Genomic DNA, 12,899 nt, shown 5'->3' on the forward strand with positions numbered 1-12,899 from the left:
CTAGACCGCACCCATCAAAACAGCTCGATCTGGGGCCGCTCGTCAGTCGCCGCCCCGGCACCGACCACTGCGGCGTGGGCATTACGCTGACTGGACATCACATAGCGATCAAGATGTCCATCCAAGCGCTTCTTGAGGCTTGGCTGCACCGAGCCGTCCCATGCAGCATCGCCAAAACGATCCATGAGCGACTGCAAATGTTCGCCCAACTCGCCAAGAGCGATTCCGACCTGTTCCAGACGTTGGCGGACCACATCCTGAAACTGAATATATCCCAGTGCGCCGGACAGGCGTGTGACGATTTCCTGATTCCCCGTCTCCACCCCTTGAATCACCTCCAGCAGCAAGGCGCTCCCCTCGGCGAAACGCGCCTCCATGGCGCTGATGTCGGTGATAATCCGATGAATATGGTCGCTGTATTGCTTGCGGTCCCTGGCCTCGCGTGCCACGATAAGCTCTTTTTCCGTGCTCTTTGTCGCTGTATTGATCTTGTTGGCAATATCCTCGGCTGCGCGGGCGGTTTGGGTGGAGAGGGTTCGCACCTCATCCGCCACCACAGCAAAACCGCGTCCTGTCTCCCCCGCACGCGCCGCCTCGATGGCCGCATTGAGCGCCAGAAGATTGATCTGTCTGGCGATATCGGAAATTACCCCAACCAGCGGAGACAGCGCATCCACCTGCCCGGAGAGGTGTTCGATGCGCTCCAGGTTGCTGTCGAGCTCCGTCATCTGCTCGTTGAGATGATCGCTCAGAACGGCTATGACCTCTTTGTTATTGGCCACCTGCTGTTCCATGACCTCCGCCAGTTCCATGCCGTTCGCCATGGAATGCCCGATCCGATCCATCTGCGCACGGGAGAGTCCATGCACCTGATTGATCTGCTCGATCACCGACATGACTCCCTGTTCGGTCTCTTGGACGGTACCTTCCATCTGTTTCCTCATGATGTCGAGGTAAGGTGAAACATGGCCGATTTCGTCCTTGACCAGGGCTTCCTGAATGGACACGCTTTCAAGTTGAGAGTGGCCTTCGTGAAGCAAGCGAATAAAGGCTTTCAGGTCCTGGCGCAGAAACACCCAGGCCAGGACTCCGCTCAATGCCAACACGGACACCGTGGATAAGAAGGTAGTGAGGGCGATCTCAGTGGCATAGCTCATGCCCAGCGGGATGAGAAAGAGATCGCGCAGCCAGGGCGAGATCACCCAAGCAACCATTACGTTGATAGCAAGCGCTACCGCGGCGGCCACCATAAGCCTGGAACGCGCGCCGCGCAATGGCAGTTGAGCATCCACCGTTTGCATTCCGATGCCCACCTAGGCGCCCGGCAGCACTTGCTTGATCACCTTGACAAGGGCGGGGCCGTCGACGGGTTTCACCAGCCAGCCGGTGGCGCCCAGTTTCTTGCCCTCGTCGCGCTTGTCCGCCTGACTCTCGGTGGTCAGGGTCAGGATGGGCGTGAAGCGGAACCCAGGAAGCGCGCGCACGTTCTTGATGAGCTCGAATCCACCCATGTTGGGCATGTTGATATCGGTAATGATGAGGTCGGGCTTCACGCCACCCTTAAGCTTGGCCAGTGCCTGCACGCCGTCTCCGGCCGTCTCGACATCGAAGCCGTTCATCTCCAGGGTCGTCTTGACGCTATAGACCATGGTGGCGGAGTCGTCCACAATCAGGATTTTCTTGGGCATTCTTGTTTTCCTTCAGGCTACTCGAGCAAGGCGGATTCGAGCCAACTACGTAATCCAGCATCCTTGGGCCAAGCTTTGATGACAGGCTTGGCTGCCATCAAGACTTGCAGATTGGCAGGATGCAGATGGACGCAATCGGCCAAATTCACCTTGGCAGTCGGCTTCTTCTGCAACCATTCCAATAAAGTTTCGGCTTCCTCAACGGTCACAATGTCAAGAAACATGGCATGATTGCCTTTGAACTCAATGGGCATCACAGAATCTCCTTGACATTGAGCACCATCAGCACCGAGCCATCGCCCATCAGCGCGGAACCGGAATAGGCAGACAGACTCGCCAGAACACCAGTCATGGGCTTGAGGATGATATCGACGGTCTCGCGGAAATCGTCCACCAAAAGGCCCAGGGTTTCATCGCCCAGTCGCACCACTAGCACCGCCAACTCGTCATCAGCGTTGGCCTTGTGCTGCGCCTGAATCCCGAGCAGGGTGTTGATCGACTTCAGCGGCACAATACGCCCGCGCAAGACCGTGGCCAGACTGCGTTTGATAGTGCGAATCGCAGACTGGGGCACTCGCACAGTTTCCACCACAGTGTCCATCGGGACACCGAAGGACTGATCATCGGAGACCACGATCATGACGTTGGTCACGGCCATCGACAAAGGCACCGACAGCCGCAGTTGGGTCCCCTGCCCCAGAACACTGGTCAAGGTCATAGCGCCGTTGACCTTCTCCACAGCTGAGCGGACCACATCCATCCCCACCCCGCGTCCAGAGAGGTCCGACACCGTCTCTGCGGTCGATAAACCAGCGGCAAAGACCAGATTCACAGCCTCCTGGTCGCTGATGCGCTCCAGCGTGGCCTCGTCGATGAGTCCCTTGGTATAGGCCTTGTGCTTGATGACATCGGGGTCGATGCCCTTGCCGTCGTCCTTGATCTCAATCACCACACGGTCGGATTCCTGGGTGGCACGCAGCGTCAGGGTGCCAGCCACTGGTTTGCCGGCAGCGGCGCGCACCTCGGGCGACTCGAACCCATGATCAAGACTGTTGCGCACGATATGCACCAACGGATCACCCAATGCCTCGATGATGTTCTTATCGGCCTCGGTGTCCTCCCCTTCCATGACCAGGTGCACATCCTTGCCGAGCTTGCGCGAGATGTCGCGCACCAGACGCGGGAAGCGCTGGAAAACAAAGGAAACGGGCATCATGCGCACCTGCATGATAGCGTCCTGCATCTCCTCGGCGATGCGATTGATCACCGCGTAATGGCCCTTGATGTCGCGCGAGAGCTCACGCACCCCAAACACATCCTCAGCCCGTCCCGCCAAGTACGGCAGGCCATTCTTAGCCACAACCATCTCGCCGATCAGGTTCATCAGGCGGTCGATTTTGGTCTGATCGACCTTGAGGCTCTTGGGGCCGGCGATGGCATCCTCGGCGCGGCGACCGAATTTGACCCCGCCGCTCTCCCCTTCTGGCGCCGGTGTTGCCTGAGCAGCGGCTGGTGGAGCTTCGCTGGGCGCTGGAGCACTTTCTGTGGGAAGCTGAGGCGATACCGACGGATGCTCTGCGCCGGCTTCGGCAAGCACCGGAGCCATGGCGGGAAAGCGCGCATCCAGCCAGGCCAGAAGGGCCGCGCCGCTGTTTGCCTCCAAGGCATCTCCGGTTGCCGCATCAAGCCCCGGCAGCGCCGCACTGTCGCCGCAGACGCGCAGGCAGCCGGACAGTGCGGCAGCGACGGACTGAATCCGACCAGGCAGCCAATCGGGATTGTCTGTCTGACTCAGAATGGTCCGTTGCGTGGCGACGACAGCCTCCAGCGCCTCAGCCTCCTCCGCAGACAAGGTGGCGACATCGTCGCGTTGAGTGCTGCCCTCTGCTGCGACAGCCCCGACGCCATCCCAAGCGGGCGGCTCGAAGGTACGCAATGACTCCAGGAGTGCGTCGAGAACGGCCGGGCTCTCTGGCTCGGTCTCCGGCTCAGTTTCCAGTACCAGCCGCAGCCAGCGCAGGGCCGAGGCGATCCAAAGATCGGGGTTGGAGAGTTCGAGCATGGTGCCGGCATTGCGAGCCAGGCCGTCAAGATCGCCGGCTCGCAACAGCTCCAATGCATCAGAGAGGAAGTCATCGTAGACCGGCCCACCATTGGTGTCGCCCTGGGGCAGAACCAGCGCGAGCCGGGCAACCGGTATAAGCCTTATCTGGTCCGCCACATAGCGATAGTGTTCCTCCAGCGCGGCACGGGGTGCGGCGGTCAGCAGACTGAAATCCAGCAGGCAGGCATAGGCGTCCAGCTCGGCCAAGGGCGACCATGGGTCGCGTGCCTCAATGCCGCCCCACAGTAGTTCGGGGGTTTGGCGCACCAGAAAGAAGGGATCATCGCCCTGGTAAAAACATTGCTCCGACGGGGTGTAGACGAGCCAGTGCAGCGGATCACCCGCGCGGGCACGCCGATAAGCCTCCATGCGCGCGGTCTCGGGAATAGCGGCGAGCGGCAGTTGCGCGGATGCCTCGGGGTCCGGTTCTTTGCTCTCCACAGCCGTTGCGACATCGGGCGCGCCGGGCTTGCCTGGAGCCTGGCCGGAAGCCTGGTCAGGAGCCTGGCCGTCATCGGCTTGCATCAGCTCGCGCAGCGAGGCTCCCAGGCGTGCGGCATCCGTCCCGTGGGTTTTGCCCATGACACCGTCCGACTCAACTTCATCGCACAGCATGCCGACGAAATCCATCGCATCCAGGAGACGATCAGCCAGGAGCTGCGAGTAAGCCACCCGGCCGTTGCGCACCACATCCATCAGGTCTTCGCCGGCGTGCAGCACCCGGGTCATTTCGGGAAAATCGAACAGACCACTGTTGCCCTTGAGGGTATGCACCAGACGAAACAGCTCATTCATCATGGCCGCGTCGCCGGGGGCGTTTTCCAACTCCATCAGCTTTTCGCTGATGCCTTGCAGAAAATCGCGCGCCTCCGACAGAAACTGTTCGAGCAATGGATTCATTGCGCCACCTCCCCCAAGAGCACCCGGACCTGGGCCAAGAGCTGATCGGGCTTGACCGGTTTGATCACATAGAGGTTGGCGCCGGCGGCATAGGCGCGTTGCTCATCGGCAGGCTGTGCCTCGGTGGAGATCATGATGGCCGGCACCTGCGGCAGATCGCCGCTGCGCAGTTCGTGCAGAAAACCATAGCCATCCAATTTAGGCATGTTAATGTCCACCAGATAGAGATCGAAGCTCGACTGCAAGGCTTTTTCCAGTGCCTCAATGCCGTTCATCGCCTCCTCCACGGCGAAATTCGCCGTTTCGAGAATCCGGCGGTGATACAAGCGCACTGTCGCCGCATCATCGATAATCAGAATGCGCTTCATGACGTCTCCAGTGGCCTTTGATAGACGATGGCCTCAGGGAATTTCCGCACCTTGTAAAGTGACGAACTGCGGCTCATGGATTCCGAATGACCAAGACAAACAAAGCCGCCTGGCTTCAAAGCGTCATAAAAGGTCTCAGTCGCCGTTTTGCGTGAGACATCGTCGAAATAGATCAGCAGGTTGCGGCAGAAGATCACGTCAAAGTCGCGATAACCCCGGGTATCGCCGCGCTCGGAGACATTGACCCGAGTGAACTCCACCGACTCACGCAGATCATCACAAATCTGATAGCCGTCAGCCTGGCGGCGAAAATACCGCTGCAGGTATTTGGCCGGCAAATGCTGCACCGAGCGGATTGAATAAAGCCCCTCACGGGCGCGAGCGAGAATTCGGGTATCAATGTCGGACGCAACGATTTCGACATCCCAGTGATTGATTCCTGGCCAGCGCTCCAAAAGATAAATAGCAATGGAATAAGGTTCCTCGCCGGAGGAAGATGGAACCACCCAGATACGGATGGCGCGCTGATCGCGTTTGCGCGCGACGATCTCCGGCAGCAGTGAATCGACCAAACACTGAAACTGATACTCTTCACGGAAAAAATAGGTTTCATTGACCGTCATCAGATTGGTCAATAACTGCACTTCATCGCTGCTCGCCTGAAAGCGCAGCAAGGTGAAATAACTGCGAAAGGTGCCGCTGTCCGTGGCTTCAATGCGCTCCACTAACCGCTTATCGACGAAATAGCGCTTGGATGCATCAAACTGGATGCCGGTCTTGCGATAGAAAAACTCCCGAAACTTCTGGAAATCCTCGTCGCTGATCCGGATATTGGCCGGCGCCGGATCAGGCTTCACGAAGACGCCCTAGCGCCAGGTCGGTCGCAAAGCGGATGTATGGCTCGTCGGCAAAGCGCACCTGAAGGCGCAACAGGCTCTCGCGGGCTGACACCGTCCCGACCTCACCGAGCAGATCCACTGCCGTGCCGCAAACATTGACATGGGAGTCGCGATCAATGACCTCGATCAGCCAGGTCTCCACCTCCGGATGACAGAGGGATTCCAGAATATTGACCGCGAAGATCCGGACATCCGGATCGGAGTCGGCGAGCAATCCACGCATCATGGGCGCCACCGCGTCCGGCAGTTTCTGCATGGCCTCAATGGCCTCGTTGCGCAGCGCCGGTTCCTCGCTGCGCAGGCAGTCGACGAGACCCGCTACCGCTGTGGCGTCGCCCAGGCTGGTCAGGGTCGTAAGAATGACTTCCCGAACGGAAACATCCGCTTCTTGTTTGAGACGCGCCACCAACGCAGGCGCGGCATCCGGGCAATCGACCAGATCACGCGCCGCCCAACGCCGGGCGGTCGGGTCAGACGCCGCCAGCTGCACCATCAGACTCGCGCAATCACGGCCCGCCTGACGTGCATCGACGGTGATAGGCTCGTCTGTTTGGGTTTTGACGAGAGCCATGATCGAAGCCTCAACGCCCCGCCCAGGTATTAACCTGCGCGGCGATCTTCTCCGCATGCAGCACCAGGCTGGCACCACCGCGCGCGATCAGTTCCGCTGGCATCCCAAAGACCACAGAAGATTCCTCGGATTCGGCGATGGTGCGCCCGCCGCGCGCTTTTATCTCGGCGAAGGCATCGGCGCCGTCATAGCCCATGCCTGTCAGTAGGATGCCGATGACCCGCGCGGGGTCGCAATGCTCCAGCACCGAGCGACCCAAGAGCTCGACCGAGGGGTGCCAGAGAAAGTCGTGATTCTCGGGCTTGGAGAGGACTGTCAGGCACCCGCCGCGCTGACCCACCACCATGTCGGCGCCGCCCTTGCCGATGTAGATGGTGCCCGGCTCGACCGGCATGGGACGCGCGACCTCCACGACATTCAGGGTGCAGAGCCCGTTCATGCGCTGAGCGAAGGGGAGCGTGAAGGACGCGGGCATGTGTTGAGACACCAGAACCGGCCAAGGGAAATCTGCCGGCAAGCGCGGCAGGATGTCCTCCAGAGTGCGCGGGCCGCCGGTCGAGACGCCAATCACCACCAGCCCCTCGCCCGCCACGCCGCGACGCACGGCAAGCGGTCGCGGGGCCGGTTTCGCCTGCTCCTGACGCAAGCGGTTACTGACCGTCCGAGCTGTCCTGGATTTGAGTCGGGCACCTGCCGCAGCGCGCACTTTAGCCACCAGTTCAGCGCTGATCTCGTCGATAGAGAGCGAAATGGTGCCGCCCGGTTTGGCCAGATAGTCCACGGCCCCTAGATTGAGCGCCTCGAAGGTCGCCAGCGCCCCCTGCTCGGTGAGCGAGGACACCATGACCACCGGCACCGGCCGCTCTGCCATTATCAGCGATAGTGCTGTGATGCCGTCCATCTCCGGCATGTTGATATCGAGCGTCACCACGTCCGGCTCGAAGGCGCGATTCTCCTCGACCGCCTCCTGGCCGTTGCGCGCCTGACGAATCTCAAAGTCTCCCTCTGCCTGGAAGACATTGGCCAACTGACGGCGCATCAGCGCCGAATCGTCAACAAGCAGCAGCTTAATCATGCGGACAAGGCCGCCAGGTCGGCCAGCTCAGGTCCCCGCACCAACTGCGTGGGATCAATCAACTGCACCAGACGCTGCTGCTTTTCAAGGTTCGCCATGCGCGCGAGGAGTTGTGATTGCTCGCTGGACAATTGCGGCGCCGGTTCGATGGCGGTTTTGGGAATCTTGAGCACCTCAGCCACCGAATCCACAATGAAGCCGGTGCGCGCGCCTTCGATCAGAAACACCATGACACGTTGGCGGTCCGTGCGCTCCACGCTCTGCAAGCCCAGGCGTCGGCGCAGATCGATCACCGGAAGGACAGTCCCGCGCAGGTTGATGACCCCCTCGACGAAGGCCGGCGCCTTGGGCACATGAGTCAATTCATCTGGGACACGCACGATCTCCTGCACGCTCTCAATCGGCACACCGAACTCCTCCTTGTCGAGGCGGAACACCACGACCTGCTCATCATCGTCGGCGCTTTCCTCGTCAGAATCCTCAACATCGGCTCGCTCGTCCTCAGTCATGCTATCCACGGTGGTCAAGGCCTCCTTGATGGCTGAATGACGGAAAAGGTTGTCGGTGGAGATGATCGAGACCAGGCGCTTGCCGCCGTCGAGCCGACAGATATCGGAGATGTCGGCCATATCCCCGTCGCGCGCCAAGAGACCAGGCATGGCCTCGACCTCGGCCTTGGCGACTCGCAGGACTTCGTTGACGCTGTCCATCACCAGGCCGACCGAGGTCCCGCCCAGCGACACCACCACGATGCGGCTATGTTCGTCCGCCTCCTGCGGCGGCAGCGCGAACATCCGGCGCAGACTCACCAGGGGCAGCAGCCGATTGCGGAGGCTCATGACACCCAACACATGTTGCTCCGAGCGCGGCACCTGCACGATATGCTCGGGCACCTGCACGATCTCCTGAACATTCTCGATGGCGATGGCGTACTCCTGCCCGGCGACATCGAAGCTCACCAGTTGCAGCTCGTCGCTGTCCTCTTCCTCTTCGGTTTCGGCCTGCCTGGAAAGCCCCGCCGTCATTCCTGCGGACTTGGCCAGCTTGGCGATGTCCGCGAACTCCCGGCTAATGAGTTGAGCGAAGTCCAGCACCATAATCATGGCGTGACCGCCCACGTCCTTGATGAGACCGGACAGCAGTTGGGTATCCACAGTGCTGCTGATGGAGCCGACCGCCTCGATTTTGGCCGGCTCCACGCCTATCACGCTGGCAACCCGGTCGACCACAAAGCCTAGGGGCTGGCCAATGTCGATCACCAAGGCGCGGGTGGTGTCATCATGCTCTCGCTCAGGCAGTCCGAACAGATGGCGCAGCGCGATGATCGGCAACACCTTGCCACGCAGGTTGGCCAAGCCTTGCAGACTGGGTGGAGCCAATGGCACCCGGACCACCTCCGGTACGCGGATGATCTCTTGCACCGGGGCCATGTCGACGGCGAAGACCTCCTCGCCGACGACGAAGGTGACGAACTGGCGGATGTCGCTGACCTGCTCATCGAGGTCATCATCCAGTGGCACCCCATCGCGTCCTTGCTTGCTTTGCCCTTGGCTGCTTTGCCCTTGCCTGCTTTTAGGGGGGGAGTCCTTGGGGTTTTCCGTCAGGGTCTCTGGTCCAATTTGTTCTGGTCCAATTTTTTTTTCTGGGCGAATCTCTGGAGGGGGAGTCTCTATCGTCATGATCGCACCCCTAGGCGCTTTGCAGTTCGTCGGCGAGGGAGGCGATCTCCTCGACGGCGGACGCCAGTTCCTCAGCCCCTTGCGACTGCTGCTGGGAAGCGGACGCCGCCTCGGTCGCGGCCTTATCGGCCTGCTGAGCGGCAGCGGAGATCTGCTCGATGCCAGTCTTCACCTGGGTGACAGCCGCGACAATCTCACCAGCGGCGGCAAGAATTTCCTGCGTTCCTTCCTCCACGGTGACGATATCCGTCTCGATGGTTGTCAGATTGGCTGTGGTCGCCTTGGCCTTTTCCACCTCAGTGAGCGCAGAGGAGACAATCTCCTCCAGATCGCGCCCGACGATGCCGATCTGATCCTGCACTGCCTTGACCAGATCCTTGATGTTGTCGGCGTTTTCGGCCGAGTCATGGGCCAGGTTGCGAATGTCGGTGGCCACCACCACAAAGCCCTTGCCGAATTCACCCGCCCGCGCTGCTTCAATCGAACCATTCACAGCCAACATATTGGTCTGGATGGAAACCGTAGTGATGGCGTCGACGATCTTGTCAATGCGCCGGGAAACTAGCTCCAGGTCATTGATCTGTTTGATGCTCGAGCGCGAGGCATCCGCCGCAGTCGAGACCCCGCTAACCAGGCCGTCGACGGTGGTCTTGTTCTCGGCCAACAGGGCCTTGATCGCTTCCACCTTCTCGGCGCCGGCGGTGGCGCGCGCCTGGGCCAGCTCCAGCCCCCGCTCGATCTGGGTCACAGCAGCGGCCGACTCCTCGGTGCTCGCAGACTGCACCTCGGCACCCTTGCGGATCTGGTCGATAGCGACCTCGATCTGGGTGCTGGAACGATTGATCTCAGCGACGGCGGATGACAGTTCCTCAGCGGCGGAGGCCACCTCCTCGGCACTCTTGGCGACATCGGTCGATGTCTTGAGGTCCTCGGCCAGCTCCGAGAGCGCCTGGGCCGCCTGCTCGCACTCGGCCAACGCCTGCGACTGTTCAGCCACCGTCTTGGCGGCTTCCTCGGCAGCAGCGGACTGCTCCTCGGCAGCGGCGGCAATATCCTCCGAGCCCTTGAGCGCCTGCTTGGCGGCGGTGCTCGACTGCTGGGCGCCGGTGGCGATCTCCTGCACGCCCTTGACGATCTCGGCCGCATCCTGACGGATCTGCTCCAGTTGGGTAATGATGGACTTACCCTTTGCCGCCTCCGCCCCCACGGTTTTGGCCGATGTGCCGATGCCCTGGGCGATGGTCTTCACCTCGCCTTGGATCTGCCCCACCAGGTCTTGGATCTGCTTGGCGCTCTTCTCCGAGGTCTCGGCCAGGGTGCGCACCTCGTCAGCCACCACCGCGAATCCCTTGCCGTGCTTGCCGGCGCGGGCCGCCTCGATGGCAGCATTGAGCGCCAGCAGGTTGGTTTGGTCAGCGATGCGCGCCACTGCCTTGACGATATCGCCGATGTTGGCCGCCTGTTTCTCCAGTTCGGCCACGCGCTCGACCGAGGCCGATTGACGCTGGGCCGAGAGACCGACATTCGTAACCAGAGCGTCGATCTCAGCGCTGGCCTTAGCCACCAAGGTCTGAGTGGCATCACTCTTCTCTTGACTGGTATTCGCGCTACGCAATTGGCGCCCGATGGCCACCTCGACCTGTTTGAAGGCCGTGAGTGACTCCTGGGCCGCACCGGACGCCTCCTCGGCGCCGGCGGCAATCTGATCGACCGCGCGCTTGAGTTCCTCAGCCGCGGAGGCTGCCTCATTGACGCCCGAGGACAACTCGCCGGTGGCGGCGGCGATGCGCTCGGCCGCCTGCTGCTGCTTGGCCAGGGTGCGCGCGCGCTTGCGCTGCGCCTCCGCCTCGCGGGCGGCCGCCGCCGATGTCTTGCCTTCAGCCGCATTGGCGCTAGCGGCGGTTGAGGAATGTTTCACGAGGGCCATGCGGTGTCTCCTGAGGTTCGCACTGAAAGGTCTGACCAGCTTATTCAAGTCTAGCCGATATCCGCAACGTCAAGACCAAACAAATCAATTATTCTTTCACCGGTGTCCGGTTCAAATTTCCACCATGACGCATAATTCCACCATACAGAAGCGCCATGCAGTCCTGTGCAAGCGTGTTGCAGTTGGAATGCGTTTTTTGTCTCGTTGGACAGGGCCGCTGTAGCGGTCCGCGAAATAGAAAACCGCTGGGAAAAACTGAAAAAAAGACTTGACAAGCACATTGAGTGTTCGCAACACGTGGGTGTCTCAAAGATACCACACTGGAGTGCTCCTCATGATCCCCAACCGACTCGATGCCCTGATGAATGGCCTGCTTAATGACACCGTTTTCGCCGACCTGGTGGCGCCCGTGCAGCGCGCACTGGCGTTTGTGCGCCGGGCAGCCTCGGTGGGGCGGGTGTTGAGCATGGAGCGCTTTATTGCCTTGGGCGTGTGGCGGCAGTTGCAGGGGATGGGGGTGCTGCGCGAGCAGGTGCAAGCACTCGATCATCTGCGTGATCAGCTGGCCCCGCAGGCAGAGTCGGTGGTGCCCTTGGCGCGCTCGACCTGGTCCGATGCCTTGGCCTCCACTGAACGCCGCGCATTGCTGCAAGCGATGATTCCGGTGCTGATGCGCGAGGTGGGGGCGGTGCTGCCTGATCGTCTGGCGGGAGTTCCTGGACTGGATGGCCGCCCGGTGCGGGCGATGGATGGCACCTATCAGGAAGAAAGTGCGCATTATCGCCGCTGCACGCCCAAGCAAGGCGGGGAGGATAATCCCAAGGGACATGGCGAGTTGGTGTTCTACAACCTGCGCCTGGGGTTGGCCGAGGATGCGTTGGTGGAGACGCGTAGCCGCCATGAGATCAACCTATTGCGGGACTACGATGCGCGCCCGGGCGCGCTGACACAGGAGGCGCGAACGCTGTGGGTGGTTGATCGCGCCTTCATTGATGCCGCCTTCTGGGACCGGAAGAAACGCACCCAGGGCAGTACCCTGATCACGCGCATGAAGTCAAATCTGGTGGTGGGCTCGCGTGCCGCCATGCCCATTGCCAAGACGCCGGAGAACGCCGTGGTGCTGCGCGATGAGCGCCGGGCCTTGTTGAGTTCTTCTCAGGAATGGCGGTTGATCACCTTGCGCACCCGCCAGGGTCGGCGCTTGGAGTTTCTGACCAATGATTTCAGTCTCTTGCCCGGTGTTGTCGCGTTTCTTTATGCCCGCAGATGGGACGAGGAGGTGTACTTCAAGGAAGCCAAGCAGTCTCTGGGCTTGCTCTGGGAGCAAACCGAGACCTTTGCCTCGCATCTGGCCCCGATCCACTTAACCGCCGTGCGCTATTGCCTGCTGGCGTTCGCCCAGATCCAAGGCGCCGGGACGCGGGTCTGCGAAGTCCGCACGGCCGTAGGCGCGCAGCTCAGTGAGCTCGATTTCGCCAAACGCCTGTGGGGCTTTTTCCGCGCCTTGATCGCCGAGGCCGTCGACGGACTCCAGAAGACGTTCGGGCCAGCCGGCACGCTGGTGATGAGTGCCATCGATGAGCGGGTGCAGCGCTTCTTTGTCCAGGCATTGCAACTCGATGAGTTTACCCTTCGGTTAGAAGGCGTGGAGCACGGTTCTATCGAGGCTTGAGCCGGCCAGTATGGCT

At 61.0% G+C, this 12,899-nt stretch carries 11 protein-coding genes; 1 reads left to right on the top strand and 10 read right to left on the bottom strand.

The annotated features are described in order from the left end of the window. Positions 1-14: 14 nt before the first annotated feature. From Thiosp_RS10560 to Thiosp_RS10605, 10 genes are all read right to left on the bottom strand, one after another. The gene (locus Thiosp_RS10560) at positions 15-1,301 is read right to left on the bottom strand and encodes a methyl-accepting chemotaxis protein (protein ID WP_323697035.1); all 1,287 of its coding nucleotides are present in this window, start codon (positions 1,299-1,301) and stop codon (positions 15-17) included. A 12-nt stretch (positions 1,302-1,313) separates the two neighbouring features. Next, positions 1,314-1,688, bottom strand: a complete 375-nt coding sequence (locus tag Thiosp_RS10565; RefSeq protein WP_323696960.1) for a response regulator — start codon at positions 1,686-1,688, stop codon at positions 1,314-1,316. Positions 1,689-1,705: 17 nt separating this feature from the next. Continuing rightward, positions 1,706-1,942, bottom strand: a complete 237-nt coding sequence (locus Thiosp_RS10570; RefSeq protein ID WP_323697036.1) for a hypothetical protein — start codon at positions 1,940-1,942, stop codon at positions 1,706-1,708. Next, complete coding sequence (locus tag Thiosp_RS10575) at positions 1,942-4,692, bottom strand: chemotaxis protein CheA (protein ID WP_323697037.1); 2,751 nt, start codon at positions 4,690-4,692, stop codon at positions 1,942-1,944. Before Thiosp_RS10575 ends, Thiosp_RS10570 begins: the two co-directional genes overlap by 1 nt. Then, entirely contained in the window at positions 4,689-5,060 is a 372-nt protein-coding gene (locus tag Thiosp_RS10580) for a response regulator (protein WP_323697038.1), read from the bottom strand. The genes Thiosp_RS10575 and Thiosp_RS10580 overlap by 4 nt, the downstream gene beginning before the upstream one ends. After that, positions 5,057-5,917 carry a CheR family methyltransferase gene (locus tag Thiosp_RS10585; protein WP_323697039.1) on the bottom strand — a complete coding sequence of 287 codons (861 nt, stop codon included), beginning with the start codon at positions 5,915-5,917 and terminating at the stop codon, positions 5,057-5,059. Before Thiosp_RS10585 ends, Thiosp_RS10580 begins: the two co-directional genes overlap by 4 nt. Next, positions 5,907-6,530, bottom strand: coding sequence for a HEAT repeat domain-containing protein (locus Thiosp_RS10590; protein ID WP_323697040.1), 624 nt, complete (start codon positions 6,528-6,530; stop codon positions 5,907-5,909). Before Thiosp_RS10590 ends, Thiosp_RS10585 begins: the two co-directional genes overlap by 11 nt. A 10-nt stretch (positions 6,531-6,540) precedes the next feature. Next, on the bottom strand, positions 6,541-7,605 hold the full coding sequence (gene cheB, locus Thiosp_RS10595) for a chemotaxis-specific protein-glutamate methyltransferase CheB (RefSeq protein ID WP_323696957.1): 1,065 nt from the start codon (positions 7,603-7,605) through the stop codon (positions 6,541-6,543). Further along, the gene (locus tag Thiosp_RS10600) at positions 7,602-9,125 is read right to left on the bottom strand and encodes a chemotaxis protein CheW (protein WP_323697041.1); all 1,524 of its coding nucleotides are present in this window, start codon (positions 9,123-9,125) and stop codon (positions 7,602-7,604) included. The genes cheB and Thiosp_RS10600 overlap by 4 nt, the downstream gene beginning before the upstream one ends. Positions 9,126-9,294: 169 nt before the next feature. Further along, the gene (locus Thiosp_RS10605) at positions 9,295-11,211 is read right to left on the bottom strand and encodes a methyl-accepting chemotaxis protein (protein WP_201068098.1); all 1,917 of its coding nucleotides are present in this window, start codon (positions 11,209-11,211) and stop codon (positions 9,295-9,297) included. A 334-nt stretch (positions 11,212-11,545) separates the two neighbouring features. On the opposite strand from Thiosp_RS10605, the gene Thiosp_RS10610 reads away from it, so the two are divergent. Next, on the top strand, positions 11,546-12,883 hold the full coding sequence (locus Thiosp_RS10610) for a transposase (RefSeq protein ID WP_323697042.1): 1,338 nt from the start codon (positions 11,546-11,548) through the stop codon (positions 12,881-12,883). The last annotated feature ends 16 nt before the right edge of the window (positions 12,884-12,899 follow it).

Source organism: Thiorhodovibrio litoralis (genome assembly GCF_033954455.1).
Lineage (GTDB): Bacteria > Pseudomonadota > Gammaproteobacteria > Chromatiales > Chromatiaceae > Thiorhodovibrio > Thiorhodovibrio litoralis.